The following is a 26667-nucleotide window of genomic DNA, read 5'->3' on the forward strand; positions in this document are numbered from 1 at the left end:
GACAGATACGCCGCCGCGCGGCGGAGGACCTCGTTCTCCTGCTCGAGCAGACGGTTCCGCTTCTTCAGCTCACGGATCTCCGCCGCCTCGGTCCGCGACTGGCCGGGCTTCGGACCTTCATCGATGTCAGCGCGACGTATCCACTTCTGCAGCGTCATTGGGTGAACACCGAAGTCTTTCGCGATCTGCTCGATCGTCACTCCGGGCTCACGGTTCCGCGCGACGCGCACAACGTCGTCACGGAACTCGGACGGGTAGGGCTTGGGCACAGCAACATCCTTCCAGGCCCACCCCGCGGGCAAGCCAAATCAGATGTCACCTATCCGTGCAGCAGTCCCGGTACCTACGAATACTTCATCTGCACCTCCAAGCAGCGACGGCTCTGCAGCACCCCGCGATCCGCATGGAGACCGTCGAGGCGCATGTCGCTGCCGAGGTCGCGAGGGAGAGCTACGACCCGAAGATGATCGACGGCATGAGCGAGCTGGTGAGCGGCGCCGTCGACGATCTTCTCGCCGCTGACCGAGAAGCCAAGGCGCAGATGCGCAAGCAGCTCGACACACTCGAAGCCCAAGAAGAGCGCCTGATCGACCTCGCAGCATCAGGCGCGATCGATGTCCCGAAGGTCAGAGAGAGGATCGAGAAGACGACACTCCAGAAAGCAGCACTGAAGGAGAAGCTTGCGCAGGCCAGCGACCGCCTCAAGTACGGAGCCGAGCAGGCGCTCGCCTACCTCGATCTCCTCCGCATTCCCGGCGAGCTGTACCAGCGCGCGCCGGTGGCTGCGCGTCGCGATCTTCTGACGGCGTTCTTCGAGAAGCTGTACATCCACGTCGAAGGTGATGCCATTCGCGTGAAGAGCGTACGGAGCAGCGCCAACGGCGCCATCCGTGAGTTCATGGAGCAACTCGAGGCGAGCGCCGACGAACGTGCAGAGAAAACAAGAACTCCCCGTGTACCGACGGGGAGTTCTTCAATTGCTAGCTCTAGTTCTCTCATCTCTGGTTTGAGGAAGAACGCTATGGCTGGGGTACCTGGACTCGAACCAAGAACAACTGAACCAGAATCAGCCGTGTTGCCAATTACACCATACCCCAAGGGCGTTCCGGCCTGTCGCCGTCACAAGGGACTACTTTACGCGAGACAGGCCGGTACGCCAAACCGGAACGGGATCCGGGGCGTGTCGCGCTACTCCCCCGCGGGCTGAGCGGCCGCGAAGGCGGCGAGGCGCGCGATCGTGCGCTCCTTGCCGAGCAGCTCCATCGACTCGAACAGCGGCGGCGAGACGCGGCGACCCGAGATCGCGACGCGCGGTGCGCCGTAGGCGACGCGCGGCTTGAGCTCCAGCCCGTCGATCAGGGCGGCCGCGAGGGCCTCCTGGATCGGCTCGGCGCGGAAGTCGGAGACGCCCTCGAGGGCCACGACGGAGGCCGCGAGGATCGCGGCGGTGTCGCCCTTGAGCCCCGACACCGCGTCGTCGTCGTACGCGATCTCGTCGGTGAAGAGGAAGCCCAGCATGCCCGGGGCGTCGCCCAGGAGCTGGAGGCGCGGCTGCACGAGCGGCGCGGCCGCCGCGACGAGCGCGAGGTCCTCGGCGCTCGGCGTCTCTCCCAGCACGCCGCCCTTCTGCAGGTACGGCACGAGGCGCGACGCGAAGTCGTCGGCCTCCAGCAGGCGGATGTGGTCGCCGTTGATCGACTCGGCCTTCTTCTGGTCGAAGCGGGCCGGGTTCGGGTTCACCTTCTCGATGTCGAAGGCCGCGACGAGCTCGTCGAGCGAGAACACGTCGCGGTCGGGGCCGATCGACCAGCCCAGCAGCGCGAGGTAGTTGAGCAGGCCCTCGTGGACGAAGCCCTTGTCGCGCTGCAGGAAGAGGTCGGCGCGGGGGTCGCGCTTCGAGAGCTTCTTGTTGCCGTCGCCGAGGACGAGCGGCATGTGGCCGAAGCGCGGGATGAACGTCGCGACGCCCGCCTCGATGAGCGCGCGGTAGAGCACGATCTGCCGGCCCGTCGAGGGCATGAGGTCCTCGCCGCGCAGAACGTGGGTGATCCCCATGAGCGCGTCGTCGACGGGGTTCACGAACGTGTACAGCGGGATCCCGTTGGGGCGCACGATCACGAAGTCGGGGAACGAGCCGGCGGGGAACGTGACCTCGCCGCGGATCAGGTCGACGTAGGTGATGTCCTCGTCGGGCACGCGCAGGCGCAGCGCGGGCTGGCGGCCCTCGGCACGGAACGCCGCGCGCTCGTCGTCGCTCAGGTCGCGGTCGAAGTTGTCGTAGCCCTGCTCCTTGGGGCGCCCGGCGGCCTCGTTGCGCGCGTCGATCTCCTCGCTCGTCGAGAACGACTCGTAGACGAGCCCCTTCTCGATGAGTGTGTCGAGCACCTCGCGGTGCAGCCCGTGGCGCTCCGACTGGCGGTACGGCTCGTGCGGGCCGCCGACCTCGACGCCCTCGTCCCAATCGATGTGCAGCCAGCGCAACGCCTCGAGGATCTGCTCGTAGCTCTCCTGGCTGTCGCGGTTCGCGTCGGTGTCCTCGATGCGGAACACGAGCTTGCCGCCGTTGTGGCGGGCGTACGCCCAGTTGAACAGCGCCGTGCGGATCAGGCCGACGTGCGGCAGGCCGGTGGGCGACGGGCAGAAGCGGACGCGGACGTCGCTTCCCGTGGCCGTCGTGGTGCGGGGATCGGGTGCAGAAGACATCACCCCGATCCTAGTCGCCCGACCTGCCCGATCCCCGGGGACCGCCGGCGCCGGGGTCAGGCGTCGCGCGCGGGGTTGCGCAGGATCCCGATGCCTGGGATCTCGACCTCGACGACGTCGCCCGCCGAGAAGGGCCCGACGCCCGCCGGCGTGCCCGTCAGGACGATGTCGCCCGGGAGCAGCGTGAACGCGGCCGTGACGTACTCGATGATCGTCGGGACGTCGAAGATCATGTCGGAGAAGGATCCGCGCTGCTTCTCGTCGCCGTTGAGGCGCGTGATGACCTCGCCCTTCGCGACGTCGAACTCGGTCTCGATCGCGGGGCCGACGGGGCAGAACGTGTCCATGCCCTTGGCGCGCGCCCACTGGCCGTCGGTGCGCTGCAGGTCGCGCGCCGTCACGTCGTTCGCGACGGTGTAACCGAAGATCACGCTCGCCGCGTCCTCCTTCGCGATGTTCTTCGCGATCGCGCCGATGACGATCGCGAGCTCGCCCTCCCACTGCGTGTCGTCGGACTGCGACGGGCGCACGATGGCGTCGTTCGGCCCGATGACCGAGGTGTTCGGCTTGAAGAACAGCAGCGGCTCGGCAGGCGGCTCGCCGCCCATCTCCTGCGCGTGGTCGCGGTAGTTCTTGCCGACGCACACGACCTTGGAGCGCGGGATCACGGGGGCGAGCAGCGCGACGTCGCCGAGTGAGACGCGCTCCCCCGTCGTGTCGAAGCCGGCGAGGATCGGATCCCCCGTCAGGACGACCAGCTCGGTGCCGTCGACGATGCCGAACTTGATGGTGTCCTGGTGGCTGAAGCGCGCGATCCTCACCGGCCCAACCTTACGCGTCGAGGCGGTACAGCCAGCCGTGCGTGTCCTCGCGGCGGCCGTACTGGATGTCGGTCAGCTCCTCGCGGAGCGAGAGGGCGAGCGATCCCGTGGGCTGTTCGTCGGAGAAGCCCGCTCCCTTGAGCTCGCCGATCGGCGTCACCACGGCGGCGGTGCCGCAGGCGAAGACCTCGACGATGTCGCCCGAGGCGACGCCGTCGCGCCACTCCTGGAGCGAGACGGGGCGCTCCTCGATCGTGTGGCCGCGGTCGGCCGCGAGCTGGAGGAGCGACGAGCGCGTCACGCCCTCGAGGATCGAGTCGCTCTGCGGGGTCACAAGCGTGCCGTCCTTCATGACGAAGACGATGTTCATGCCGCCGAGCTCCTCGACGTTGCCGCGCGAGTCGAGGAACACGACCTGGTCGCAGCCCTGCGCCGAGGCCTCCTGCTGGGGCAGCAGCGACGCGGCGTAGTTGCCGCCCGTCTTCGCGAATCCGGTGCCGCCGTCGGCCGCGCGGGCGTAGGTCTCGCTGAGCCAGATCGACACGGGCTTGACGCCGCCCGAGAAGTACGCGCCCGACGGGCTGCCGATCACGTAGAAGTTGTACTTCTTCGCGGGGCGCACGCCGAGGAACGCCTCCTTCGCGAACATGAACGGGCGCAGGTACAGCGTCTGGTCGTCGCCCGAGGGCACCCAGTCGCCGTCGACCGCGATGAACTCCTTGAGCGCCTGCAGGAAGAACTCCTCGGGCAGCTCGGGCATCGCGAGGCGGCGGGCCGAGCGGTTGAAGCGGCGCGCGTTCATCTCGGGGCGGAACGTGTAGATCGCGCCGTCGGCGTGACGGTACGCCTTCATGCCCTCGAAGATCTCCTGAGCGTAATGCAGGACGGCCGCGGCCGGATCCATCGCGATGGGACCGTACGCCTGGACCCGCGGGCGGTGCCAGCCGCCACGGTCCGACCAGCAGATGTCGACCATGTGGTCGGTGAAGACCGTCCCGAAGCCCGGGTCCTCGAGCAGCGCGGCGCGCTCCTCGGCGCTCCGCGGCGCGGGGTTGGGCTTCACGAGGAAGGTCAGCTGGTCGGGCTTCGGGGGAAGGAGGTTCAGTTCCATGGTCGTCCTGTCTCAGTTCATCCGCGTGCGGTGCGCGGGAGTCGTCATGCGGCGAGCCGCGCCGCGATGGCCGATCCGATCTCGGCCGTGGTCCGGGGCGCGTCGCCGCGGTCTGCGATGTCCTCTTCGATCGCACGCGTGAGGTTGCGCGCCTCGCTCTCGAGCCCGAGGTGTTCGAGCAGGAGCGCGACGGATCCGATCGCGGCCGTGGGGTCGGCCTTCTGGAGGCCCGCGATGTCGGGAGCCGAACCGTGGACGGGCTCGAACATCGACGGGTGGTCGCCGGCGGGGTTGAGGTTGCCGGATGCGGCCAGACCGATGCCGCCCGTGATGGCGCCGGCGAGGTCGGTCAGGATGTCTCCGAAGAGGTTGTCGGTGACGATGACGTCGAAGCGCGAGGGGTTCTGGACCATGTGGATCGTGGCCGCGTCGACGTGCATATAGTCTACGGCCACTGCGGGGAACTCCCCGCCCACCTCGCGGACGATCCGCGCCCAGAGCTTGCCCGCGTTGACCATCACGTTGGTCTTGTGCACGAAGGTCAGGCGCCCCGATCGCTTCGCCGCGAGGTCGAAGGCGTAGCGGACGACGCGCTCGACGCCGTGCGCCGTGTTCACGCCGAGCTCGTTCGCGATCTCGTGCGGGGTGCCCTCCCGGATCACCCCTCCGTTGCCGACGTACGAACCCTCGGTGCCCTCGCGGACGACGACGAAGTCGACCTCGCCCGCGTCGGCGAGCGGGCCCGGAACGGTCGCGTAGAGCTTCGACGGGCGCAGGTTGACGTAGTGGTCGAGCGAGAAGCGCAGCTTCAGGAGCAGCCCGCGCTCAATGTTCGCGTCGCGCAGGCGCGGGTCGTTCGGAACGCCGCCGACGGCGCCCAGGAGGATCGCGTCGTGCGCGTCGATCGCCGCGAGGTCCTCGTCCGTCAGGACGTCGCCCGTCGCGAGGAAGCGGTCGGCGCCGAGCGAGAAGCGGGTCTTCTCGAAGAGGACGTCGCTGCCCACCGTCGCGGCGTCGAGCGCCTTCTCGGCTTCGGCGATGACCTCGGGGCCGATGCCGTCACCAGGGATGACGGCGAGCTTCACGACACGGGACATTGCACTCCTTGATTCAGTGACGACGGCGTCGTTCCAGGGTAGTCGCCGCGACGACGCCCGCCGCGACGGTGAGGACGGCGCCGAGGATCGAGGTCGTGACCACTCCCCCGTCGAACGCGTCGGCGGCGGCCGCGCGCAGGCTCTCGCCCACGGGCCCGCCGATCGCCTGCGCCTCGTTGACCGCGCCGGCGAGCGTCTCGCGCGCCTGCGCCGCCGATTCCTCCGGCACGCCGGCCGGCAGGACGAGGTGGCCGCGGTACCAGGCGGTGAGCGCGCCCCCGAGGATCGAGGTGCCGAGGACGGCGCCGAACTCGTACGCCGTCTCGCTCACCGCGCTCGCGGCCCCGGCCTTCGCGGGAGGGGCGGACGAGACGATGAGCTCGCCCGAGATCGCCTGCGCCGCGCCCGTCCCGCCGCCGATCAGCATGAACGCGACGACGATCGCCCAGAGCCCGTGCGCGCCCGCGAGCGCGACGAGGAGGAAGCCCGCGACCGCGAGCACGAGGACCGTCGGGACGACGATCGACGCACGGAAGCGGCGCGCGACGGGCGTGATCGCGAGCCCCGCGATGATCGAGACGACGGCGCCGGGGATCAGCGAGACGCCCGCCATGAGCGGCGAGAGGCCGACGATCATCTGCAGGTGCTGCGACACGAAGTACAGGAACCCGACGTAGCCCATGATGCAGCAGAGGTTCGTCGCGAGGGACCCCGCGAAGGTCGGGCGGCGGAACAGGCCCATGTCGAGCAGCGGGTGCGCCGAGCGCAGCTGGCGGCGCACGAAGATCCAGCCGAAGCCGAGCCCGATGGCGACCGGGACGAGGCCGATCCATCCGCTCACCGCGATCTCCTTGATGCCGTAGGCGAGCGGCGCGAGCGCGAGCATCGAGATGAGGATGCTCCAGCCGTCGATCGGGCCGGGCTGCGGGTCGCGGCTCTCCGTCACGAAGGCCGGGGCGAGCGCGAGGAGCAGCACGAGGATCGGGACCGCGACGAGGAACACGCTCTGCCACGGGAAGTGCTCGATGAGGACGCCGCCGAGGATCGGGCCGAGCGCGCCGCCCGCCGAGAACATGCCCGCCCAGATGGCGATCGCGAGGCGGCGCTGGTCGCGCTGGCGGAAGATCGAGCGCAGGAGCGACATCGTCGACGGCATGAGGGCCGCGCCGAAGACGCCCATGCCCGCGCGTGCGGCGATGAGGGCGATCGCCGTCGGGGCGAACGCCGCCGCGACAGAGAGGACCGTGAACCCGACGGCCCCGATGAGGAGCATGCGCCGCCGCCCGAAGCGATCGCCGAGGGATCCCGCTGTCACGAGCAGGCCGGCGAGCACGAGCGAGTACGCGTCGATGATCCACAGCTGCTCGGCGCTCGTCGGCTCGAGGTCGCGCGCGATCTCGGGGATCGCGAAGTTGAGGATGGTGTTGTCCATCGACACGAGCAGCACGGGCAGCATGAGCACGGCGAGCGCGACCCAGCCGCGCCAATCGGCCTTGGGGCCATCGGTCGCGATCTGATCGGTGGGGGTCATGCTCATGATGCGCTGCTCTTCTGGTGGGGTGCGGGCGCGGGAGCGCCCCGCCGACCGGATGACCGACGGGGCGCCTCGCGGCGAGGCGTCAGGCCTCGGTGATCTCGATCTGGCGGATGAGGCGGGCCTCGACCGTCGTGCCGAGCTCGGCGAGGAGCTCGTCGGGGACGCGCGAGTCGACCGTGATGACCGACAGCGCCTCGCCCGAGGTCGCGTGCGGCGCGACCTGCAGGCCCGCGATGTTGATGCCGGCGCGGCCGAAGGTCTCGCCGTAGACGCCGACGATGCCGGGGCGGTCGGTGTAGACCATCACCACGTGGTGCTCGGCGAGCGGGACGTCGAGCTCGAAGCCGTTGATGCCGACAAGCTTCTGCACCATGCGCGTTCCCGCGAGCGTGCCCGCGACCTCGAGGACGGATCCGTCGGAGAGGGTCCCGCGCAGCGTCGTGAGGTTGCGGTACTCGGGGCTGTCCTTCTCGACCGTCAGGCGCGACTCGATGCCGCGCTGCTCGGCGAACAGGGGCGCGTTGACGTAGGAGACCGACTCGCTGACGACGTTCGTCAGGACGCCCTTGAGCGCCGCGAGCTTGTAGACCGACACGTCGTAGTCGGCGAGCTCGCCGCGGACCTCGATCTCGAGGTCGGTGAGGCCCGCCTGCGTGAGGCCGCTGAAGACCTGGCCGAGCTTCTCGACGAGCGCGATCCCGGGGCGGACGAACGGGTCGATCGCGCCGCCCGCGACGTTGACGGCGTCGGGGACGAGGTCGCCCTCGAGCGCGAGCTTGACCGACTTCGCGACCGAGACGCCCGCCTTCTCCTGGGCCTCGTCGGTCGAGGCGCCGAGGTGCGGCGTCGAGACGACGTTCGCCCGACCCGTCAGCGTCGTGTCGGCCGGCGGCTCGCTCGTGTAGACGTCGAGGCCGGCGCCGGCGATCTCGCCCGCGTCGAGCGCCTCCGCGAGCGCCTGCTCGTCGATGAGGCCGCCGCGGGCGACGTTGACGACGTAGGCCGTCTTCTTCATCGCCTTCAGCTGCTCGGCGCCGATCATGCCCGTCGTCTCGGGCGTCTTCGGCATGTGGATCGTGAGGAAGTCGGCCTGGGCGACGAGTTCGTCGAGGCTCAGCAGCTCGACGCCCAGCTGCTGGGCGCGCGCGGCCGACACGTAGGGGTCGAAGGCGACGACGCGCATGCCGAACGCCTGCATGCGGGCCGTGACGAGCGCACCGATGCGGCCGAGGCCGACGACGCCGAGCGTCTTCTCGAACAGCTCGGTCCCGGTGAAGGAGCTGCGCTTCCAGGCGCCGGTCGAGAGCGACGCGTCGGCCTGCGGGATGTGGCGCGCGAGGCTCACGATGTGGCCGCACGTCAGCTCGGCGGCCGAGATGATGTTCGACGTCGGCGCGTTGACGACCATGACGCCGGCCGTGGTCGCCGCCTTGATGTCGACGTTGTCGAGGCCGACGCCCGCGCGGGCGATGACCTTGAGGTTCGGCGCGTGCGAGATCGCCTCGGCGTCCATCTTCGTCGCCGAGCGGATCAGGACGGCGCTCGCCGTCTCGAGGGCCGAGAAGAGCGACGAGCGGTCGGTTCCGTCGACCGATCGGACGTCGAAGTCGGGGCCGAGCGCCTCGATCGTGGCGGGAGAGAGCTGTTCGGCGAGCAGCACGACGGGTTTGGACACAGGCGGATCCTTTGTGTGACACGACGGGGGTCACGACGCGCCGCACGCGGGGCGCACCGTGGATCCAGCCTAGTGCTTCAGGAGAAGACCACCTGCGTCGACGTCAGCGCCTGCACGTCGAGCCAGAACACGCCCGTGAGCGCGAGCCCCGTGAGCAGCATGAGGCCGAGGGCCCAGAGCGCGCGCCCGCGCCCGAGGATCGCCGACGCCGCGTACGAGACGACGGGAACGACCATCGTCATGATCATGGCGATCCAGGCGACGGGGGTGAGGGATCCGCCGTAGGCCGACGCCGTCGACGCCATGACGATGAGATAGGTGATCCCCGCCCAGATCGCGTAGGCGTAGAGGACGCCGAACACGATGAAGACGACGCCGCGGAGCCAGATCGGCGCGGCGCGGCGCGCCGCGGTCTCGGTCGCCATCAGATGCCTCCCACCATGGCGAAGGGCCACGGGATCGTGAGCAGGGCCCCGACCGCGAGCGCGAGGAAGCGCGCCCCCGCCGAACGGTTGCGCGTGAGCCAGAGCGTCGCGACGAACCACACGATGGGCGCCGCGATCGCGAGGATCATGCTCGCGAGGAACATGACGTCGGCCGAGGTGCTCGTCGCCTGCTCGATCCAGGCGAGGAGGCGCGTGGATCCGAGGACCCATCCGGCGGTCCACAGCGCGTAGACGCCGCCGAGGATCCCGTAGCCCACGAGCGCGAGGTTCCCGGGGCCCGAGGGCTCCTCATCGGCGTCCTCGTCGTCCCCCGCCTCGTCCTCGTCGGGATCCGGCTGGAGCTCGGGCGGGAGATCGCCCTCGGGCTCGACCGTCTCTTCGTCCGAACGGACCTGCAGGGTCGGGTCGTCGTCTCCGCCCCAGCTCAGTGCGTCGTCGTCGCGCGAGGCCATGCGATCAGTCGTCGCTCTTGCGCTTGCGCCAGCGGATCCCGGCGTTGATGAAGCCGTCGATGTCGCCGTCGAAGACCGTCGCCGGGTTGCCGACCTCGTAGCCCGTGCGGAGGTCCTTCACGAGCTGCTGGCCGTAGAGGAAGTAGGAGCGCATCTGGTCGCCCCAGCTCGCCGTGATCGTGCCGGCGAGCTCCTTCTTCTTCGCGGCCTCCTCTTCCTTCTGCAGCAGGAGGAGGCGGGTCTGCAGGACGCGCATCGCGGCGGCGCGGTTCTGGATCTGCGACTTCTCGTTCTGCATCGAGACGACGATGCCGGTCGGGAGGTGCGTCAGGCGGACGGCGGAGTCGGTCGTGTTGACCGACTGGCCGCCGGGGCCCGACGAGCGGAAGACGTCGACGCGGATGTCGTTCTCGGGGATGTCGACCTCCTGCGCCTCCTCCATGACGGGGATGACCTCGACGGCGGCGAACGACGTCTGGCGCTTGTCGGCGGATCCGAAGGGGCTGATGCGGGCGAGGCGGTGCGTTCCGGCCTCGACCGAGAGCGTGCCGTAGGTGTAGGGCGCGTCGATCTCGAAGGTCGCCGACTTGATGCCGGCGCCCTCGGCGTAGGACGTGTCGAGGACCTTGGCCGTGAAGCCGCTGCGCTCGGCCCAGCGCAGGTACATGCGCATGAGCATCTCCGCGAAGTCGGTCGCGTCGTCGCCGCCCGCGCCCGAGCGGATCGTCACGACGGCGCCGCGCGCGTCGTACTCGCCGTCGAGGAGGGTCTGCACCTCGAGGTCGCTCACGACCTTCTCGAGGGCGGCGAGCTCGGTGCGCGCCTCGGCGGCCGTGTCCTCGTCCTCCATCTCGTTGGCGAGGTCGACCATGACCTCGAGGTCGTCGAGCCGCGAGCCGACGCGGTCGACCTTCGCGACCTGGGACTTCGCGTGGCTCAGCGCGCTCGTGACCTTCTGCGCGTTGGCCTGGTCGCTCCACAGGTCGGGGTCGGCGGCCCGCTGCTCGAGGCGCTCGATCTCGGCGTGCAGGGCATCGACGTCGACCACCTCTCGGATGTTGTCGTAGGTGGTGCGCAGCGACTGGATGTCGGCGGACAGATCGAGCTCAAGCATGACGGCTCAGCCTATCGCGTCCGTGTTCGGAGCGAGGTGGGTGCCGGGTAACGTAGGCCGAGATGAGCCCGAAGCGTGGATCCGCAGCCGACGCGATCTTCCGATACGGGCCCATGGTCTACGCCCCGACCGCGATCTACTCGATGGGCCAGGGCGCCGTCGTGCCCGTGCTGCCGTCGATCTCGACCGGGCTCGGCGCGCCCCTGTGGGTCGCCGCCCTCGTCGCGGCGGCGCTGCCGGTCGGTCAGCTCGCGGGGAACATGCCGGCCGGGGTCCTCGTCGGGCGGGTCGGCGAGCGGAGGGCGATGATCCTCGCGTCGGCAGTCTCGTCGCTCGGGATCCTCGCGATGGTCCTGGCGCCGACGATCGGGGTCCTGGGGCTCGCGGTGCTCGTCCTCGGGGCGTGCGGCTCGGTCTTCGCGCTCGCGCGGCACGCGTTCATGACGGCGCGGGTGCCGCTCGCCTACCGCGCCCGCGCGCTCTCGCTCGTCGGCGGGTCGTTCCGGCTCGGAACCTTCACGGGGCCGCTCATGGCCGCCGGCCTCATCGCCCTCACCGGCAGCGAGCACTCGACGATCTGGTTCTTCCTCGCCTGCGCGGTCGGCGTGGGGCTGCTCGTGCTCTTCGGGCCCGACCCCGAGGCCGTCCCGGCGGATCCGCGTCCCGCGACGGGCGCCGTGCCCGTGATCGTCCCTCGTGAGGGCCTCTTCGCGACGACCCGGCGGCACCGGGGCGTGCTCGCACGGCTCGGCCTCGCGGCGGCCTCGCTCGCGGCCGTCCGCGCCGGGCGGCAGGCGATCTTCCCCGTGTGGGGCGTCTCGATCGGCATGGACCCCGCGTCGATCGCGCTCTTCGTCGGCATCGCGGGAGGCGCCGAGTTCGCGCTGTTCTATGCGAGCGGCCAGATCATGGACCGCTTCGGCCGCATCTGGGCGAGTGTTCCCTCCCAGCTGCTCATGAGCGCCTCGCTCCTCGTCCTGACCTTCACGCACGACCTCGACGCCGCCGAGGTGTGGTTCGCGGTCTGCGTCATCGCGGTCGGCATCGGCAACGGCCTCTCGTCGGGCGTGCTGCTCACCCTCGGGTCCGACGTCGCGCCGCGGCACAACACCGCGTCCTTCCTCGGGGCCTGGCGCACCATGACCGACGGGGGCGCGTCGCTCACGCCCGTCCTCGTGTCGGCCATCACGGCCGTGGCCTCGATCGCGTTCGCCTCGGGCATCGTGGCCCTCATCGGCCTCGCGGGCGCCGCGGCCTTCATCCGGTGGATCCCGCGCTACTCCCCGCATTCTCGCCCGGACCCCGAGGCCCAGAGTTAGGGCGAGGGCTAGGGCGCGAGGCTCGAGCGGCTCGTCGCGCGGGACTCGAGCGCGACGGCACCCGGCGCCGCGAAGCCCAGGAGGAACGGGTGCCACTCGGCGCGGATCGTCACGCGCGCCGATGCCGCGTCGGCGGTGTCGACGGAGACGAGCTCGGCCTCGGTCGGCGAGACCGCGAGGACCTCGAGCGCCTGGTCGGCCGCCTCGTCGCGGTCGAGGGCGATCCGCACGCCGTCGCCCGACGCGACGATGTCGAATCCGTCCGCCGCGGCGAGCGCAGCCGCCGAGGCGAGCCCGTCGAGCTCCTTCCGAGCGAGGTAGAGCGACGTCGCGTTGACGCAGACGAGGACGAGCGCGAGGCAGAGCGCGACGTAGGCGACGATGAGGGGCAGCACGCTGCCTTCGTCGTCGCTCACGGCGCCTCCCACAGCCGCGAGACCTTGGCGGTCGCGGTCGCGTCGACGGGGACCGACAGGGCGTCGCCGATCCCGAAGGCCTCGGGGACGAGCGGGAGGTCGACCAGGTGGCCGACCGTGACGACGACGGTGGATCCTGCAGACGGGCACGCGGCCGCCGCGGGCGTGCAGGCGACGCGCATGTCGAGGGATCCGGGATCGATGCCGTAGTCGGCGGCGACGGTGCGGAGGACGAGGTCGGGGTCGGTGTGCGTCGTCAGGGCGCGGGCGACGAAGCGCGCGGCGGCCTCCGCGGCGAGCGCCGCGTTCTGCACCTCGCCGAGCGCGACGACGAGGTACACGAGCGGGACGAGCAGCAGGACGCCCGCGGTGAGGAACTCGAGCGACGCGCTGCCGTCGTCGTCATCCCACGGTCTCGACGGGAGCATGTGCCACGGCCTCCGTTCCCTCGGGGGCTCCGACGAGCCCGATGATCGGGAGGGTCGCGCGCAGCGTGACGACGACCATCCGGGCACCGCCCGCGACCGTCTCCTCGACGACGACGGCGTCGAGGACGTCGGCGCCGAGCGCGCGGGTCACGGCATCGCGCGCACGGCTCTCCCCCGCCGCGAGGTCGACGTCGGCGAGCGCCGCGTAGTGGGCGGCCTCGACCGCCGCGTCCTGCACGACGTTGCGCACGTACACCGCGAAGCCGAGCTGCATCACCGCGAGCGTCAACGCCGTGAGAAGCGCGGAGACCATCACGAACTCGGCGGGCGCCGATCCGCGCTCGCCACGGGGGTCGACGTGCATCACATGCCGGTCACGCGGTCGATCGCCTGCTCGAACACGCCCGTCAGGGTCGGCCCGGCGAGGGCCCAAATCACGACGACGAGGCCCGCCGTCATGAGCGTGATGAGCACCCAGCCCGGCACGTCACCGCGCTCCTCGCTCGCGAGGTCGCCCCAGGCGGTGCGGAGGCGGATGAGGCGGGCACGGGCCCGCGTGTGGATTCGTTCGATCATGGTGCTTTCCTTTCGTAGGGTCAGAACCCGAGCCGCAGCATGGCGATGCCCGGGAAGATGGCGAAGAGGACGCTGAGGGGCAGCAAGCCGAACACGAGCGGGATCATCATGAAGATCTCCTTGCGCCCGGCCTGCTCGATGAGGGTGCGCTGCGCCTGCTCGCGCGCGTCGGCCGCCTGCGCCTGGAGCGTCTGCGCGAGCGGGGATCCGCGGTCGATCGCCGCGACGACGTGGTCGACCGCGCGAGTCAGGACGGGTGCGTCGAGGCGCCGCGCCATCGCTCCGAGCGCGTCGGTGAGCGTCGCACCGGTGTCGACCTCGACCGTGACGGCGCGCAACTCGGCCGTGAGCTCACCCGACCCGACCTGCGCGACCCGCCGCACGCTGCCGAGCACGCCCTCGCCCGCCGCGAGGCAGAGCGAGAGGAACTCGAGGACGGTCGGGAGCTCCTCGCCGATGCGGGCGACGCGCGCCTTGGCCTGCGACGAGAGCATCATGTCGCTCCCGATCGCGCCCGCGACCGCGCCGACGACCGGGAGGACGACCGACGGGGGCTGAAAGCGCCCCGCGACGATCACGGCGCCGAGGAGGACGGCCCCGAACGCCGCGCCGACGAGCCCCCAGGCGAGCTGATCGCCCCGGAAGGCGGCGACGTCTCCCCCGCGGCCCGCCTGTTGGAGCCGGCGCTCGATCGACGCGCTCGTGCCGAGACGCAGAGCGAACCGGCGCTGCGCCCGGCGCCACACGCCGCCCGCGCCGCGCGCGAGCACGGCCGTGGGGTCGACGACGCGCACGGGCAGGCTGCGACCGGCGGGATCGGTGACGTCGCGCACGTAGGGACCGACGCGGTCGACGAGCGCGGGCGCCCGCCAGGACGGGAGCGCGGCGAGCGCGAGCCACGCCCCGCATCCGAGGGCGCCGCCGAGCAGCACCGCGAGTGCGACGTCGGTGATCGCGACCGTCACGCGAACCACCTCCGCGGCTCGGGCAGGCGGCCGACGCGGATCATCGCGCGATACGACGCGATCGAGACGACGGCGCCGACGACGATGATCGTCACCCCCGTCGGAGACGCGTACGCCTCGGCTCCCTCGGGGCGCAGCGACAGCATGCCGAGGATCACCCACGGCGCGACGACCCCCAGGATCGCGGCGCCCCGCGTCCACGACTGCCGCGACTCGACCTCGGCGCGCAGCGCGGTGTCCTGCCGGATCGAGACCGAGAGGGCGCGGAGCACCCCGACGAGCTCGGTCCCGCCGACCTCGCGCGCCATGCGCAGCGTCTCGACGATCCGGTCGGCCATGGGATCGGCGAGCACCTGCTTCAGGCGGTCGATGCTCGACCCGAAATGACCCGAAGCCCGCATGTCGCGCGCGAAGCGATCGAAGGCGGGACGCAGCGCCGGCGGCGCCGACTCGGCGAGCCCCGACACCGCGTCGGGGAGCGAGAGCCCCGCTCGCACGGACCCGACGAGCAGGTCGCACACGTCGGGCCAGAGCGCCCGGCGGGCCCGCAGCAGCCGCGCGACGCGGCCGCGCAGCCAGAGCACGGGCGCGGCCGCCGCCGCGAGGGCGGCGAGGAGCGCGAGGACGCCCGCGCCCGTGACGAGCCACGCAATCGCCGCGGCCGCGAGGGCGAGACCGCCCATCCACACGGCGAGGACGCGCGGGGCGACGTGGGCGAAGCCCGCTCGGCCCAGGAGCGCCTCGGCCCGCCGTTCGATCTCGTGCGACCGGCGCGGGCCGCGCCCCGACGCGCGATCGCGCGGCCACAGCCACGGCGACGCGACGAGCACGACGCCGGCGGCGAGCAGGACTCCGAGGATCGCGGTCATGCCGCACGCTCCGCGATCCGCTGCGACCGCCGCGGGCCCGGCCGCGGATCGCCCTCCGTGAGGGGCTCGGCGCGGAACACCTCGCGCGTCTCGGCGGCGCCCGCGACGACCCGCCCCGTCGGCTCGACGATCTCGGACACGTACCGGCGCCCGTCGTCGTCGCGCGTGCAGTGGATCACGAGGTCAAGCGACGAGGCGACCGCGGGGAGGACGAAGTCGCGGTCGATGTTGCGGCCCGCCAGCAGCGGCAACGCCGAGAGCTTCACGAGCGCGTCGTCGGCGGAGTTCGCGTGGATCGTCGCGGCGCCCGGAAGCCCCGTGTTGAGGGCGAGGAGCAGGTCGAGCGCCTCGGCGTCGCGCACCTCGCCGATCACGAGCCGGTCGGGCCGCATGCGCAGCGACTCCTTCACGAGCCGCCGCAGCGTGATCTCTCCCGTGCCCTCGAGGCTCGGCTGCCTGCCCTGCAGCGCGACGAGGTCGGGCGCGTCGATCGACAGCTCGAACGTCTCCTCGACCGTGACGATCCGCTGGTCGGGCCGGCAGGCCGACACGAGCGCGCCGAGCATCGTCGTCTTGCCCGCGTGCGTCGCGCCCGAGACGAGCACCGACTTCCCCGCCCGCATCGCGGATCCGAGCATGCGCGCGACGTCGCCCGGGAGCGACCCGAGCCCGACGAGAGCGTCGAGCGAGCGCACGCCGGGAACGAATTTTCTGAGGTTCAGAGCCCAGTGACCGCGGGCGATCCCGGCGAGGACGACGTGCAGGCGGGAGCCGTCGGGCAGCGACGCGTCGACGAACGGCTGGCTGAGATCGATGCGCCGCCCGGTCGTGTGCAGCATGCGCTCGACGATGTCGCGCACCTGGTCGTCGGTCATCTCGAGCGGGACCCGCTCGGAGACGCCGGCCCGCGCGACGAACGCATCGTCGGGCCCGTTGAGCCAGATCTCCTCGATCTCGTCGTCGTCGATGAGCGGCTGCAGCGGGCCGTACCCCGCGACCGTCGCGACGACCCGCCGCACGCACTCGTCGGCGTCGTCGATCAGCCGATCGCCGCGCGCGAGCGCGTAGTCGTTGTGGCGGCGGACCTCGGCGAGCGCGATGCGCCGCACCTCGTCGGCCGTGACGTCGGCGCGGCCCAGCCGGACGTGGTCGTCGCGGACGCGCTCTCGCACCCGCTCGATGATCGCCTGCTGTTCCGTCGCCATCCGGACAGCATGGCGGATTCCGCGGATCGGCCTCGAAAGTTATCCACAGGACGGGCGGAACCCGCCCTGATCAGCCCTTTCCAAGGGTTCGGATCGCCGCCACGACGCCGTCCGCCCCCTGCTCGACGAGGTCGAGCGTCTCCTCGAAGTCGCTCGCGTCGCCGTACCAGGGGTCCGAGACGTCCTCCGAGGAGGCCCCGGGGACGAACTCCATCCAGAGGCGCACGCGCTCGGGATCCGCGCCCCGGCGGACGAGCGCTGCCCGGTGCTGCCGCGTCATCGCGAGGAGGAGATCGGCCGCGAGGTCGTCGGCGCCGACCCAGCGCGCGGTGCGGTCGGGAACCGCGTATCCGCGCGCCCCGAGGGCCCGCGCCGCGCGCCGGTCGATGGGGTTCCCGAGCTCCTCGGAGCTGATGCCAGCCGATGCGACGTGCGCCTCGACGCCCGCATCCGCGAGCCGGTCGCGGAGCACGACCTCGCCCATCGGCGAGCGGCAGATGTTGCCCGTGCAGACCACCACGATGTTCGGCTTCGCGTCACTCACCCCTCTAGGCTAGAAGCCGCGCGGGCGTGGTGGAATCGGTAGACACGCAGGATTTAGGTTCCTGTGGCCCCGGCTGTGCGGGTTCGAGTCCCGCCGCCCGCACCCTTCGGCCGACGGCGGGACCCGGTTCAGCCCTTGCGCGGGATCCGCACGTTCTCGGTCATGTCCTCGAGCTCGACGCCCTTCGTCTCGGGCACGCGCCACAGGACGAAGAAGAACGACAGCAGCGACATGGCCGCGTAGATGCCGTACGCGAAGGACAGCCCGATGTCGCTGAGCCACGGGAACGTCGTCGACACCGCGAAGTTCGCGATCCACTGCGCCGCCGCCGCGACCGCGAGGGCGCTCGCCCGGATGCGGTTCGGGAACATCTCGCCGAGCAGGACCCACACGAGGGGACCCCACGTCGCGCCGAAGCCGACGATGAAGAGGTTCGCGAAGACGAGCGCGATGAGCGACCACGGCTGGGGCAGTGTGACGCCGTCGCCCGTCGAGGTCGAGAACGAGAACGAGAGCGCCATCATGCCGAGCGAGACCGCCATGACGACGGATCCCGTGAGCAGCATGCGGCGGCGGCCGACCCGGTCGACGAGGAGGATCGCGACGATCGTCACGACGATGTTCGTGATCGAGCTGATGACGCTCGTCGTCATGGCGCTCGACTCGTCGAAGCCCACCGACTGCCACAGCGTCGTCGAGTAGTAGAAGATGACGTTGATGCCGACGAACTGCTGGAAGACACTCAGCAGGATGCCGACCCACACGATGGGCTTGAGCCCGAGCGAGTGGCCGAGGATGTCGCGCAGCGACTCCTTCTCGGCGCTGCGGAGCGACTGCTTGATCTGGCTGATCCGCCCCTGCACGTCGATCTCGCCCGTGTAGTCGTGCAGGACGCGCGCGGCCGTGACCTCGTCGTCGTGGAGCACGAGATAGCGGGGCGACTCGGGCAGGCGCAGCGAGATGAGTCCATAGACCAGCGCGGGCACGGCCTCGGCCATGAACATCCACCGCCAGGCTGGGAGGCCGAACCAGAGGATCCCCGTCGCGCCGCCGCCGATCGCGGCGAAGACGGCGTTCGAGAGCAGCGCGGCGAAGATGCCGAGCACGATCGCGAGCTGCTGCATGGATCCGAGGCGACCGCGGACGTTCGCGGGAGACACCTCGGCGATGTACGCGGGAGCGATGACCGAGGCGGCGCCGACGCCGAGGCCGCCGATGACGCGCCAGACGATGAGGTCGACGACGCCGAAGGCGAGCCCCGACCCGATCGCCGAGACGAGGAAGAGGATCGCGGCGACGACCATGACGGGGATCCGCCCGAACCGGTTCGCGATCGAGCCCGCGAACCAGGCGCCGACGGCGCCGCCGAGCAGGGCCGACGACACGGCGAAGCCCTGGAGGCCCGCGCCGAGCGAGAACTGGTCGGCGAGCGCGTCGACCGCGCCGTTGATGACCGAGGTGTCGAAGCCGAAGAGGAAGCCGCCGAGCGCCGCCGCGACGGCGATCCCGGTGACGTGGCTGCGGATGGGCGATGACTGCGCCATCTCTGACCTTTCGAAGGGGCTGTTGTTCAGAGACCCGACAGGATCGGTGCGAGCGCCTCGAAGGCGCGGGCACGGTGCGAGACGGCGTTCTTCTCGTCGGCGGTGAGCTCGGCGACCGAACGCGTCCCGCCTTCGGGCACGAATACGGGATCGTACCCGAAACCGCCTGAGCCCCGGGGCACCGTCGCGAGCGTTCCGGGCCAGATCCCCTCGACGGTGCGCTCCTCGCCCGCGGGCGTCACGAGCGCGATGACCGAGGTGTAGTGCGCGCCGCGGTCCTCGGGGCGCGTGAGATCGCTCAGCTGGTCGAGCAGCAGCGCGAGGTTCGCGGCGTCGTCCTTCGCGTGCCCGGCCCAGTAGGCGGAGAACACGCCGGGCGCGCCGCCGAGGACGTCGACCGAGATCCCCGAGTCGTCGGCGAGCGCGGGGAGCCCCGTGTGCGCCGCCGCGACGCGCGCCTTGATGAGCGCGTTCGCCCGGAACGTCGTGCCGTCCTCGACCGGCTCGGGGCCGTCGTACGCGACGACCTCGAGGTCGGGGCGGACCCGCGACACGATCGCCTGGAACTCGGCGACCTTGTGCGCGTTGTGGGTCGCGAGGACGACGCGATCGGTCATCGGCCGAGCGCCTCGCGCTGCAGGACCGCGAGGTCGGCGCAGCCCTGGGCGCCGAGCTCGAGGAGCCGGTCGAGCTCGGCCTTGTCGAAGGGAGCTCCCTCGGCGGTGCCCTGGACCTCGACGAACTTCCCCGATCCCGTCATGACGATGTTCATGTCGGTCTCGGCGCGCGAGTCCTCGACGTACGGCAGGTCGAGCATGGGCGTGCCGTCGATGATGCCGACCGAGATCGCCGCGACGCTGTCGCTGAGCGGCTGCGCCTTCTTCGCGACGAAGCCCTTCTCGCGGCCCCACTCGATCGCGTCGGCGAGCGCGACGTACGCGCCCGTGATCGACGCCGTGCGGGTCCCGCCGTCGGCCTGGAGCACGTCGCAGTCGAGGACCAGGGTGTTCTCGCCGAGCGCCTTCGTGTCGACGACGGCCCGGAGCGCGCGGCCGATGAGGCGCGAGATCTCGTGGGTGCGGCCGCCGATCTTCCCCTTGACGCTCTCGCGCTGGCTGCGCTCGTTCGTCGCGCGCGGCAGCATCGCGTATTCGGCGGTGACCCACCCGCGCCCCTTGCCGGTGAGCCAGCGCGGGACGCCGTTCGTGAAGGACGCCGTGCAGAGCACGCGCGTGTCGCCGAAGCTGATGAGGGCCGATCCCTCGGCCTGCACGCTCCACCCGCGCTCGATCGTGACGGGGCGGAGCTGGTCGGTCCGGCGGCCGTCGGCGCGCTGTGTCATGGAGGGGTCCTTCCGGGTCGGTGTCAGCCCTGCGCCTCGCGCAGGGTGCGGAGATCGATCTGGCCCGTGCGGACGAGGCGCACGTCGCGCACCTCGGATCCGAGCAGGCGGTTGGCGAGGTCGATGAACGGGGCCGAGTCGGCGCCCGTCGTCTCGTAGGTGCGCGTGGCCTTCGCGGTCGGGGCGGCGAGGAGGTCGCCGCTCACGAGCTCGCGGTAGACGTCCTTCGCCGTCTCGCTGTCGCTCGAGACGAGCGTCACGCCGGGGCCCATGATGTAGCCGATCGCGCCCGCGAGGAACGGGTAGTGCGTGCACCCGAGGACGAGGGTGTCGACGCCGGCGTCGCGCAGAGGCCGCAGGTACTCGGCCGCGACCTCGAGCAGCTCGGGAGAGTCGGTGACCCCGGCCTCGACGAACTCGACGAAGCGCGGCGCGGCGGCGGCGAAGACCTGCGTCCCCGGGGTGAGCGAGAGCATGTCCTGGTACGCGCCGGACGCGATCGTGCCCTGCGTCCCGACGACGCCGATGCGGCCCGAGCGGCTCGCGGCGATCGCCGAGCGGACGGCGGGGCGGATCACCTCGACGACCGGGACGTCGTAGCGCTCGCGCGCGTCGTGCAGCAGGGCGGCCGACGCCGTGTTGCACGCGATCACGAGCATCTTGACGCCCTCGGAGACGAGCGTGTCGAGCACCTCGAGACCGTAGCGGCGCACGTCGGCGATCGGCTTGGGCCCGTAGGGCGAGTGGAGCGTGTCGCCGATGTAGACGATCGACTCGCGGGGCAGCTGGTCGCGCACGGCGCGGGCAACCGTGAGGCCGCCGACGCCCGAGTCGAAGATCCCGATCGGCGAATTGTCCACGCCCCAACCCTACGCTGGGGGCCGTCGGGGCACGGCTAGGCTGACGACATGACCGCCTCGACCGCCCTCCTCACGGACCGTTACGAGCTGACGATGCTCGATGCCGCGCTGCGCGACGGCACGGCGTCGCGGCGCGGCGTCTTCGAGCTCTTCGGGCGCCGCCTCTCGGGCGGGCGCCGCTTCGGCGTCGTCGCGGGCCAGGGGCGCCTCCTCTCGATGCTCCGCGACTTCCGCTTCGACGAGGACGTCCTGCGCTTCCTGCGCGACGAGGAGGTCGTGAGCCCCGCCGCCGTCTCCTACCTCGCGAACTACGAGTTCTCGGGCTCGATCACGGGCTACCGCGAGGGCGAGCTGTACTTCCCCGGATCCCCCCTCCTCACGGTCGAAGGGACCTTCGCCGAGGCCGTCGTCCTCGAGACGATCGCGCTCAGCGTCCTCAACTACGACTCGGCCGTCGCGACCGCCGCGGCCCGCATGAGCATCGCCGCGGGCGACCGTCCCCTCGCCGAGATGGGATCGCGCCGAGCCCAGGAGCGCAGCGCCGTCGCCGCCGCCCGCGCCGCGTACATCGCGGGATTCTCGGCGACGTCGAACCTCGAGGCGGGCCGCGAGTGGGGCGTCCCGACCATGGGCACGGCGGCGCACGCCTGGACGCTGCTGCACGACACCGAGGCCGACGCGTTCCGCGCACAGGTCGACGCCCTCGGGCCCGACACGACCCTCCTCGTCGACACCTACGACGTCCCGCAGGGCGTCCGCACGGCCGTCGAGGTCGCGGGCCCCCGCCTCGGCGGCGTGCGCATCGACTCAGGCGACCTGCCCCTCGTCGCGGCCGAGGTGCGCGCTCAGCTCGACGGCCTCGGCAACCGCGACACGACGATCACGGTGACGAGCGACCTCGACGAGTACGCGATCGCGGCGCTCGCCGCGTCGCCCGTCGACTCGTACGGCGTCGGCACCTCGCTCGTGACGGGATCCGGCTATCCGACGGCGGGGCTCGTCTACAAGCTCGTCGCCCGTCAGGACGCCGCCGGCGGGTGGATCCCTGTCGCGAAGACGGCGCCGGGCAAGGGCTCGCAGGGCGGGCGCAAGTCGGCGTTCCGACGCATCGAGCACGGGCGCGCGACGGCCGAGGTCGTCCGCGTCTCGGACTCCTTCGACGTCGCGGCCGGCGCAGGCCCCGACCACGACGACCGCGCGCTCGAGGTGCCCTACGTCGTCGAGGGCGAGATCGACTCCGCGTACGAGGGCGCCGCGGGCGTCGCGGCGGCGCGCGAGCACCACCGGCGCGTGCGCGACGAGCTGCCCGTGCGCGCCCTCGCGCTCAGCCGCTCGGATCCGGCGATCCCCACGCTCTACATCGAGCCGTGAGGCGCCGGGTCGCTACTTGTTGAGCGACTCGTATATCTCCTTGCACGTGGGGCAGACCGGGAACTTCTCGGGGTCGCGCCCCGGGGTCCACTTCTTGCCGCACAGCGCGCGGACGGGCTTGCCCGTCATGGCCGACTCGAGGATCTTCTCCTTCTTCACGTAGTGCGAGAAGCGCTCGTGGTCGCCCGGCTCCTGGGTCTCCTCCCGGAGGAGCTCTTCGAGCTCGCGGTCGAGGACTGCGATGTCCCCGTCTCCGGGTGCGTCAAGTGGCGTGCTCATGCTTCGAGTGTAGGGCGGCGGGGGCGGCCCGGCGCGGCGGGATCAGGCCGCGCGCGTCGCCGACTCGAGGATCCGGTGCCCGCGGCGGTCGAACACCGCCGCCCCGATCGCGAGGCCGGCGGCGAGCACGACGACGCCGACCGCGCCCCCCGCGACGAGGGCGACGAGCGGCGAGCCCTCGCCCGCGAAGACGAAGCGCCCCGCCGGGATCAGAGCGGGCAGCCCCGCCGCGATCGTGAGCGCGAGGACGATCGTCGGCGCGACAGAGGCGCGGGATCCCGAGCGCTGCGGCTGACGGAACGGGCTGTCGCCCGGTCGCGCGACGGCGTACGGGGCGACGACCGACGCGACGCTCGAGAGCCCGAGGCCCGAGAGGAAGAGCGCCACGGCGACGCCGATGAGGGCGGGAGCCGCGTCCCAGCGCCCCGACACCGCGCAGGTCGCGATGACGGCGACGGCGAGGAGCGGGATGCCGATGACGAGGACGGGGACGAGGCGGCCGGCGCGGTCGGCGGCGCCGCGCACCCCCGTGACGAGGTGGATCCACACCGCCTCGGAGTCGTAGGCGAGGTCGTTGTGGGCGATCCATCCGAGGAAGGTCGCGACGATCGGGAGCGGGACGAAGGCGACGATCGACGCGGGGACCCCCGCGACGAGCAGCGGCACGACCGGCAGGAGCCCCGCGAGCGGGACGATGACGACGTTCGCGAGATAGCGCACGTCGGTCGCCCAGTAGAAGAGGGACCGAGCGCCGATCACGCCCGTCGCGTCGCGCGGCAGTACGGCGAACCAGCCGAGCTGGGTCTCGCGGCGCTCGGCCTCGCGCGGCAGCGAGCGGATCCCCGCGCGGACGATGAGGAACCACACGCCCGCGAGCGCCGCGACGGTGACGACGGCCGCCACGGCAGGGCCCGGCGCGGGGACGACGGCGAGCGCCGCAGCCGCGCCGAAGGGCGTGACGGCGAGCGCGCGGGCGACCGCCTCGGCCTCGGCGGGAGCTCCCCCGCCCCAGGGCAGCGCGAGGGCCGCGACGGCGACGCACGCGAGGAGGAAGGCGCCGATCGCGGCGACGATCGCGGCTGACTCCGCCGAGCGCCGCCCGCGCAGCAGCCGCCCGGCGGCGGCGAAGCCCGCGCGGGCCGCGAGCGCGCACGTGACGAGATGCACGAGGGCGGCGACGACGACGATCGCGATGGGCGCGCCGTGCGCGGCCGAGGCGACGACGATCCCGGCCTCGAGGGCGACGGCCGCCGCGACGGGCGCGCTCACGAGGCTCGCGAGACCGAGCCGCGCGGCGGCCGACGGCGCCGAGACGGGGAGCGTCGCGAGCACGTGGGGATCGACCGGATCGCGCGGCGTCACCGCGAACGGCACCGCGAAGAAGACGGCGACGAGCGCGGATCCGATGCCGACGATCGCCACCGCCGCGGTGCTGGCCGGCGCCAGGGCGAGGGATCCGACCCCGATCGCGGCGGCGAGGACGACGACCGCGGCGAGGGCCGCGCGGGCGATGCGCGCGGGCGACGCGCGGTGGATCCGGGCGCCCGCCGCGGCGAACCTCAGACCGACGAGGTGTGCAGCCACTCGAGGGCTCCCCCCTCGTCGCTCGCGCCGCTGAGGTCGATGAAGCGCTGCTCGAGCGTCATCTCGCCCCGGACCTCGTCGAGCGTGCCCTCGGCGAGGACCTGCCCCGTCACGAGCACCGCGATCCGCGAGCACATCGTCTCGATGAGCGACATGCTGTGACCCGAGAGGATCACGGTGCCGCCGCCCGCGACGTAGGTGCGGAGCACGGCGAGAAGCCGCTCGGAGGAGACGGGGTCGACCGACTCGAACGGCTCGTCGAGCACGAGGAGACGCGGCGCGTGGATCATCGCGGCCGCGAGCATGAGCTTCTTCGTCATGCCCGTGGAGTAGTCGGCGACGGCGCGGCCCAGGGCGCCCTCGATGTCGAAGGCCGCGGCGAGCTCGTCGATCCGCTCCGCCGCGACGGCGGGCTTGAGGCCGCGCAGCGCGCCGAAGTAGGTGAGCAGCTGGCGCCCGCTCAGCCGGTCGAAGGTCCGCATGCGGTCGGGAAGGACGCCCATGAGCCGCTTCGCCGCCCGCGGGTCGCGCGCCGCGTCGACGTCGAACACGCGGATGTCGCCGCGGTCGGGGCGCAGGAGGCCCGAGATCATCGACAGGGTCGTCGTCTTGCCCGCGCCGTTGGGCCCCACGAGGCCGTAGAACGCGCCGACGGGCACCGAGAGGTCGATGCCGGCGACCGCCGGCTCGCCACCGTAGGTCTTGACGACGCCGGTGAGCTGAAGCGCCGTGGCGCCGTCGCCCGATGGCGCCTGCTGCTGGTTCTCATCACCGGGCTCGAGCGTCACGACGACCAACCTACCCGGGCCGCGAACCGCCGCCCTGCGGCCCGTCCGGGTGTCGCGCGCATCGGATCCGATCCTCACGACTCCCCGGGAGATGCCAGCATCGCGGAGCGCGCGCAGGTAGCATCTCAACGGACTCCGGTTGAACACTGCGTGAATTCATGGATACACACAGGTATCGCGCATCGCCTCCGGGGCGTGTCGGGGCACCCGCCCCGCTCACACGAAGGAGCTATCCGATGACTCTTCAGACCGTGATCCTGGCCGCCGGCATGGGCACGCGCCTCGGGCGCGCCCTGCCGAAGTCGCTGACGACTCTCGCCGACGGCCGCAGCATCATGCGCCAGCAGCACGACAACATCCGTGCCGCCTTCGGGACGGACGCGCGCATCACGACCGTGGTCGGCTACCGCGCCGAGACGATCATCGACGCCTTCCCGGGCGCCGACTACGTGCACAACGAGCAGTACGACGAGACCAACACCTCGAAGAGCCTGCTGCGCGCCCTCGTCGCGACGGGCCGCGACGGCGTCCTGTGGATGAACGGCGACGTCGTCTTCGACCCCCGCGTCCTGGGCCGAGCCATCTCGCTCATCGAGGCCGAGCAGTCGTTCGTGACCGTGAACACCTCGAAGGTGAGCGACGAGGAGGTCAAGTACACGCTCGACGCGAACGGGTTCGTCGACGAGCTGTCGAAGACCGTCGTCGGCGGGATCGGCGAGGCCGTCGGCATCAACTACGTCTCGCGCCACGACAAGCGGGCCCTCATCCAGCAGCTGCAGCGCGTCGACGACCAGGACTACTTCGAGCGCGGCCTCGAGCTCGCGATCGCCGAGAACGGCGTCCGCGTCGCCGCGATGGACATCAGCGACCTGTACGCGGTCGAGGTCGACTTCGCCGAGGATCTCGAGCGCGCCAACGAGGTCATCGCGTAGCGCCTGATCCCCCGCGGCGGACCCCCGGCATCGTTCCGATGTCGGGGGTCCTTCGTATCGTTCGGGCATGTCCCCCGCTCCCGCGACGCCCGCCCCTCCCCTCGCCTACGCCGTGCCATGGCACGTGACCCGCGACGGCCCGCACCCGCTCGTGACGAACGCCTCGGCGGAGCCGCTCGAGCACGTGCGCGCGCTCCTCACCGACGCGACGCCGCGCGTCGCGCACGAGCCCTGGGGCCTCGTGCTCCCGGGAGAGGAGGTCGAGATCTGCCTCTGCGACTTCGAGGAGGCGAGCGCCGCCGTCGTGCTCAGCTGGTTCCGCACGGCGGGCGACGAGGAGTACCTCTGGCGGTTCGTCCTCTGATCAGGCCCACTCGCCGCCGCGCTGGCGACGGCGGTCCGCCCGGTGCGTGTACCCGTACGGGTCGCGACCGTTCTGCAGGTCGGCGACCTGGAGACCCTCGACGAGGTCCGAGACCTCGATCTCGAGCGCCACGGCGATCTGCAGCAGCGTCGAGATCGTCGGGTTGCCCTCGCCGCGCTCGATGCGCTGGTAGTTCGTGAGGTCCATGTCGGCGCACTCCGCGATCGCCCGCGCGCTCATGCCTGTCCTGCCGCGGAAATGGGCGATCAGGCGCCCCACCTTCACGCCGGCGTCGGAGTGCTTCTGGGCCATCGTTCGATGGTCA

The 26667-nt window shown here is 71.6% G+C and carries 32 protein-coding genes and 2 tRNA genes; 5 read left to right on the forward strand and 29 right to left on the reverse strand.

Annotated features, from left to right (window positions below):
• The 13 genes from H576_RS16995 to prfB all read right to left on the reverse strand — a co-directional run.
• On the reverse strand, window positions 1-269 hold a 269-nt coding region (locus H576_RS16995; RefSeq protein WP_029150933.1), incomplete at its 3' end, for an IS3 family transposase.
• 74 nt (window positions 270-343) lie between these two features.
• The gene (locus tag H576_RS0110710; protein ID WP_029150934.1) at window positions 344-574 is read right to left on the reverse strand and encodes a hypothetical protein; all 231 of its coding nucleotides are present in this window, start codon (window positions 572-574) and stop codon (window positions 344-346) included.
• A gap of 27 nt (window positions 575-601) precedes the next feature.
• Entirely contained in the window at window positions 602-907 is a 306-nt protein-coding gene (locus H576_RS0110715; RefSeq protein ID WP_029150935.1) for a hypothetical protein, read from the reverse strand.
• A 115-nt stretch (window positions 908-1022) separates the two neighbouring features.
• A tRNA-Gln gene (locus H576_RS0110720) sits at window positions 1023-1097 on the reverse strand.
• Between the two features lie 91 nt (window positions 1098-1188).
• Complete coding sequence (gene gltX, locus H576_RS0110725) at window positions 1189-2703, reverse strand: glutamate--tRNA ligase (protein ID WP_029150936.1); 1515 nt, start codon at window positions 2701-2703, stop codon at window positions 1189-1191.
• A 56-nt stretch (window positions 2704-2759) separates the two neighbouring features.
• Complete coding sequence (locus tag H576_RS0110730) at window positions 2760-3524, reverse strand: fumarylacetoacetate hydrolase family protein (RefSeq protein WP_029150937.1); 765 nt, start codon at window positions 3522-3524, stop codon at window positions 2760-2762.
• Between the two features lie 10 nt (window positions 3525-3534).
• The gene (locus H576_RS0110735; RefSeq protein WP_036320578.1) at window positions 3535-4635 is read right to left on the reverse strand and encodes a branched-chain amino acid aminotransferase; all 1101 of its coding nucleotides are present in this window, start codon (window positions 4633-4635) and stop codon (window positions 3535-3537) included.
• Window positions 4636-4679: 44 nt separating this feature from the next.
• A complete protein-coding gene (locus H576_RS0110740; protein ID WP_029150939.1) occupies window positions 4680-5732 on the reverse strand; it encodes a 3-isopropylmalate dehydrogenase in 1053 nt (350 codons plus the stop codon).
• 13 nt (window positions 5733-5745) lie between these two features.
• Entirely contained in the window at window positions 5746-7263 is a 1518-nt protein-coding gene (locus tag H576_RS0110745) for an MFS transporter (RefSeq protein WP_036320581.1), read from the reverse strand.
• Window positions 7264-7351: 88 nt separating this feature from the next.
• Window positions 7352-8944 (reverse strand): phosphoglycerate dehydrogenase, encoded by a 1593-nt coding sequence (gene serA / locus H576_RS0110750; RefSeq protein ID WP_029150941.1) that lies wholly within the window; start codon window positions 8942-8944, stop codon window positions 7352-7354.
• A 77-nt stretch (window positions 8945-9021) separates the two neighbouring features.
• Window positions 9022-9369, reverse strand: coding sequence for a hypothetical protein (locus H576_RS15450; RefSeq protein ID WP_036320583.1), 348 nt, complete (start codon window positions 9367-9369; stop codon window positions 9022-9024).
• Window positions 9369-9842, reverse strand: coding sequence for a hypothetical protein (locus H576_RS15455; RefSeq protein ID WP_051172648.1), 474 nt, complete (start codon window positions 9840-9842; stop codon window positions 9369-9371). Before H576_RS15455 ends, H576_RS15450 begins: the two co-directional genes overlap by 1 nt.
• Window positions 9843-9846: 4 nt before the next feature.
• Complete coding sequence (prfB, locus tag H576_RS0110765) at window positions 9847-10956, reverse strand: peptide chain release factor 2 (RefSeq protein WP_029150942.1); 1110 nt, start codon at window positions 10954-10956, stop codon at window positions 9847-9849.
• 62 nt (window positions 10957-11018) lie between these two features.
• Here prfB and H576_RS0110770 point away from each other — a divergent pair, with 62 nt between their 5' ends.
• Window positions 11019-12275 carry an MFS transporter gene (locus H576_RS0110770; RefSeq protein ID WP_029150943.1) on the forward strand — a complete coding sequence of 419 codons (1257 nt, stop codon included), beginning with the start codon at window positions 11019-11021 and terminating at the stop codon, window positions 12273-12275.
• 8 nt (window positions 12276-12283) lie between these two features.
• Here the strand turns inward: H576_RS0110770 and H576_RS0110775 are convergent, their stop codons facing one another.
• From H576_RS0110775 to H576_RS0110810, 8 genes are all read right to left on the reverse strand, one after another.
• Entirely contained in the window at window positions 12284-12691 is a 408-nt protein-coding gene (locus tag H576_RS0110775) for a pilus assembly protein TadG-related protein (RefSeq protein WP_029150944.1), read from the reverse strand.
• Window positions 12688-13119: a hypothetical protein gene (locus H576_RS0110780; protein WP_029150945.1), complete on the reverse strand. Its 432-nt coding sequence runs from the start codon at window positions 13117-13119 to the stop codon at window positions 12688-12690. Before H576_RS0110780 ends, H576_RS0110775 begins: the two co-directional genes overlap by 4 nt.
• Window positions 13094-13483: a TadE/TadG family type IV pilus assembly protein gene (locus tag H576_RS0110785; protein ID WP_036320586.1), complete on the reverse strand. Its 390-nt coding sequence runs from the start codon at window positions 13481-13483 to the stop codon at window positions 13094-13096. The genes H576_RS0110780 and H576_RS0110785 overlap by 26 nt, the downstream gene beginning before the upstream one ends.
• Window positions 13483-13695 carry a hypothetical protein gene (locus H576_RS15460; protein WP_036320588.1) on the reverse strand — a complete coding sequence of 71 codons (213 nt, stop codon included), beginning with the start codon at window positions 13693-13695 and terminating at the stop codon, window positions 13483-13485. Before H576_RS15460 ends, H576_RS0110785 begins: the two co-directional genes overlap by 1 nt.
• Window positions 13696-13715: 20 nt before the next feature.
• Entirely contained in the window at window positions 13716-14660 is a 945-nt protein-coding gene (locus H576_RS0110795; RefSeq protein ID WP_036320613.1) for a type II secretion system F family protein, read from the reverse strand.
• Window positions 14657-15529 (reverse strand): type II secretion system F family protein, encoded by an 873-nt coding sequence (locus tag H576_RS0110800; protein ID WP_029150948.1) that lies wholly within the window; start codon window positions 15527-15529, stop codon window positions 14657-14659. Before H576_RS0110800 ends, H576_RS0110795 begins: the two co-directional genes overlap by 4 nt.
• Window positions 15526-16734: a TadA family conjugal transfer-associated ATPase gene (locus H576_RS15465; protein ID WP_084502694.1), complete on the reverse strand. Its 1209-nt coding sequence runs from the start codon at window positions 16732-16734 to the stop codon at window positions 15526-15528. Before H576_RS15465 ends, H576_RS0110800 begins: the two co-directional genes overlap by 4 nt.
• Window positions 16735-16804: 70 nt before the next feature.
• On the reverse strand, window positions 16805-17278 hold the full coding sequence (locus tag H576_RS0110810) for an arsenate reductase/protein-tyrosine-phosphatase family protein (RefSeq protein WP_029150949.1): 474 nt from the start codon (window positions 17276-17278) through the stop codon (window positions 16805-16807).
• A gap of 20 nt (window positions 17279-17298) precedes the next feature.
• Between H576_RS0110810 and H576_RS0110815 the strand changes: the two genes are divergently transcribed.
• Window positions 17299-17380, forward strand: a tRNA-Leu gene (locus tag H576_RS0110815).
• A 26-nt stretch (window positions 17381-17406) separates the two neighbouring features.
• On the opposite strand, the gene H576_RS0110820 is transcribed toward H576_RS0110815, so the two are convergent.
• The 4 genes from H576_RS0110820 to murI are packed head-to-tail and all read right to left on the reverse strand — an operon-like array spanning window position 17407 to window position 21024.
• The gene (locus H576_RS0110820; RefSeq protein ID WP_029150950.1) at window positions 17407-18822 is read right to left on the reverse strand and encodes a sugar porter family MFS transporter; all 1416 of its coding nucleotides are present in this window, start codon (window positions 18820-18822) and stop codon (window positions 17407-17409) included.
• Between the two features lie 26 nt (window positions 18823-18848).
• Window positions 18849-19439 (reverse strand): RdgB/HAM1 family non-canonical purine NTP pyrophosphatase, encoded by a 591-nt coding sequence (gene rdgB / locus H576_RS0110825; protein WP_029150951.1) that lies wholly within the window; start codon window positions 19437-19439, stop codon window positions 18849-18851.
• Window positions 19436-20164: a ribonuclease PH gene (gene rph / locus H576_RS0110830; protein ID WP_029150952.1), complete on the reverse strand. Its 729-nt coding sequence runs from the start codon at window positions 20162-20164 to the stop codon at window positions 19436-19438. Before rph ends, rdgB begins: the two co-directional genes overlap by 4 nt.
• A 23-nt stretch (window positions 20165-20187) precedes the next feature.
• Window positions 20188-21024: a glutamate racemase gene (murI, locus tag H576_RS0110835; RefSeq protein ID WP_029150953.1), complete on the reverse strand. Its 837-nt coding sequence runs from the start codon at window positions 21022-21024 to the stop codon at window positions 20188-20190.
• Window positions 21025-21072: 48 nt separating this feature from the next.
• Between murI and H576_RS0110840 the strand changes: the two genes are divergently transcribed.
• Entirely contained in the window at window positions 21073-22395 is a 1323-nt protein-coding gene (locus tag H576_RS0110840; RefSeq protein ID WP_029150954.1) for a nicotinate phosphoribosyltransferase, read from the forward strand.
• Window positions 22396-22407: 12 nt separating this feature from the next.
• Here the strand turns inward: H576_RS0110840 and H576_RS0110845 are convergent, their stop codons facing one another.
• Genes H576_RS0110845 through H576_RS15470 form a run of 3 tightly spaced genes read right to left on the reverse strand, consistent with a single transcriptional unit; the run spans window position 22408 to window position 25046 of the window.
• Window positions 22408-22674 (reverse strand): DUF3039 domain-containing protein, encoded by a 267-nt coding sequence (locus tag H576_RS0110845; protein ID WP_029150955.1) that lies wholly within the window; start codon window positions 22672-22674, stop codon window positions 22408-22410.
• Between the two features lie 42 nt (window positions 22675-22716).
• Entirely contained in the window at window positions 22717-24258 is a 1542-nt protein-coding gene (locus H576_RS0110850; RefSeq protein ID WP_029150956.1) for a hypothetical protein, read from the reverse strand.
• A complete protein-coding gene (locus H576_RS15470) occupies window positions 24234-25046 on the reverse strand; it encodes an ABC transporter ATP-binding protein (RefSeq protein ID WP_036320592.1) in 813 nt (270 codons plus the stop codon). The genes H576_RS0110850 and H576_RS15470 overlap by 25 nt, the downstream gene beginning before the upstream one ends.
• A 236-nt stretch (window positions 25047-25282) precedes the next feature.
• Between H576_RS15470 and H576_RS0110860 the strand changes: the two genes are divergently transcribed.
• Entirely contained in the window at window positions 25283-25978 is a 696-nt protein-coding gene (locus H576_RS0110860) for a phosphocholine cytidylyltransferase family protein (RefSeq protein WP_029150957.1), read from the forward strand.
• Between the two features lie 67 nt (window positions 25979-26045).
• The gene (locus H576_RS15475; protein ID WP_051172651.1) at window positions 26046-26342 is read left to right on the forward strand and encodes a hypothetical protein; all 297 of its coding nucleotides are present in this window, start codon (window positions 26046-26048) and stop codon (window positions 26340-26342) included.
• On the opposite strand, the gene H576_RS15480 is transcribed toward H576_RS15475, so the two are convergent.
• Window positions 26343-26654: a helix-turn-helix domain-containing protein gene (locus H576_RS15480; RefSeq protein ID WP_051172652.1), complete on the reverse strand. Its 312-nt coding sequence runs from the start codon at window positions 26652-26654 to the stop codon at window positions 26343-26345.
• Between the last annotated feature and the right edge of the window lie 13 nt (window positions 26655-26667).

Source organism: Microbacterium indicum DSM 19969 (assembly GCF_000422385.1).
In the GTDB taxonomy this organism is placed as follows: Bacteria; Actinomycetota; Actinomycetes; order Actinomycetales; family Microbacteriaceae; genus Microbacterium; species Microbacterium indicum.

What these genes read in the sequence shown, in the direction of transcription:
- gltX (WP_029150936.1), bottom strand. Translation starts at nt 2,703, where the DNA reads ATGTCTTCTGCACCCGATCCCCGCACCACGACGGCCACGGGAAGCGAC.
- H576_RS0110735 (WP_036320578.1), bottom strand. Translation starts at nt 4,635, where the DNA reads ATGGAACTGAACCTCCTTCCCCCGAAGCCCGACCAGCTGACCTTCCTC.
- H576_RS0110740 (WP_029150939.1), bottom strand. Translation starts at nt 5,732, where the DNA reads ATGTCCCGTGTCGTGAAGCTCGCCGTCATCCCTGGTGACGGCATCGGC.
- H576_RS0110745 (WP_036320581.1), bottom strand. Translation starts at nt 7,263, where the DNA reads ATGACCCCCACCGATCAGATCGCGACCGATGGCCCCAAGGCCGATTGG.
- H576_RS15450 (WP_036320583.1), bottom strand. Translation starts at nt 9,369, where the DNA reads ATGGCGACCGAGACCGCGGCGCGCCGCGCCGCGCCGATCTGGCTCCGC.
- H576_RS15455 (WP_051172648.1), bottom strand. Translation starts at nt 9,842, where the DNA reads ATGGCCTCGCGCGACGACGACGCACTGAGCTGGGGCGGAGACGACGAC.
- prfB (WP_029150942.1), bottom strand. Translation starts at nt 10,956, where the DNA reads ATGCTTGAGCTCGATCTGTCCGCCGACATCCAGTCGCTGCGCACCACC.
- H576_RS0110770 (WP_029150943.1), top strand. Translation starts at nt 11,019, where the DNA reads ATGAGCCCGAAGCGTGGATCCGCAGCCGACGCGATCTTCCGATACGGG.
- H576_RS0110780 (WP_029150945.1), bottom strand. Translation starts at nt 13,119, where the DNA reads ATGCTCCCGTCGAGACCGTGGGATGACGACGACGGCAGCGCGTCGCTC.
- H576_RS0110785 (WP_036320586.1), bottom strand. Translation starts at nt 13,483, where the DNA reads ATGCACGTCGACCCCCGTGGCGAGCGCGGATCGGCGCCCGCCGAGTTC.
- H576_RS15460 (WP_036320588.1), bottom strand. Translation starts at nt 13,695, where the DNA reads ATGATCGAACGAATCCACACGCGGGCCCGTGCCCGCCTCATCCGCCTC.
- H576_RS0110800 (WP_029150948.1), bottom strand. Translation starts at nt 15,529, where the DNA reads ATGACCGCGATCCTCGGAGTCCTGCTCGCCGCCGGCGTCGTGCTCGTC.
- H576_RS15465 (WP_084502694.1), bottom strand. Translation starts at nt 16,734, where the DNA reads ATGGCGACGGAACAGCAGGCGATCATCGAGCGGGTGCGAGAGCGCGTC.
- H576_RS0110820 (WP_029150950.1), bottom strand. Translation starts at nt 18,822, where the DNA reads ATGGCGCAGTCATCGCCCATCCGCAGCCACGTCACCGGGATCGCCGTC.
- rdgB (WP_029150951.1), bottom strand. Translation starts at nt 19,439, where the DNA reads ATGACCGATCGCGTCGTCCTCGCGACCCACAACGCGCACAAGGTCGCC.
- rph (WP_029150952.1), bottom strand. Translation starts at nt 20,164, where the DNA reads ATGACACAGCGCGCCGACGGCCGCCGGACCGACCAGCTCCGCCCCGTC.
- H576_RS0110840 (WP_029150954.1), top strand. Translation starts at nt 21,073, where the DNA reads ATGACCGCCTCGACCGCCCTCCTCACGGACCGTTACGAGCTGACGATG.
- H576_RS0110845 (WP_029150955.1), bottom strand. Translation starts at nt 22,674, where the DNA reads ATGAGCACGCCACTTGACGCACCCGGAGACGGGGACATCGCAGTCCTC.
- H576_RS0110860 (WP_029150957.1), top strand. Translation starts at nt 25,283, where the DNA reads ATGACTCTTCAGACCGTGATCCTGGCCGCCGGCATGGGCACGCGCCTC.
- H576_RS15475 (WP_051172651.1), top strand. Translation starts at nt 26,046, where the DNA reads ATGTCCCCCGCTCCCGCGACGCCCGCCCCTCCCCTCGCCTACGCCGTG.
- H576_RS15480 (WP_051172652.1), bottom strand. Translation starts at nt 26,654, where the DNA reads ATGGCCCAGAAGCACTCCGACGCCGGCGTGAAGGTGGGGCGCCTGATC.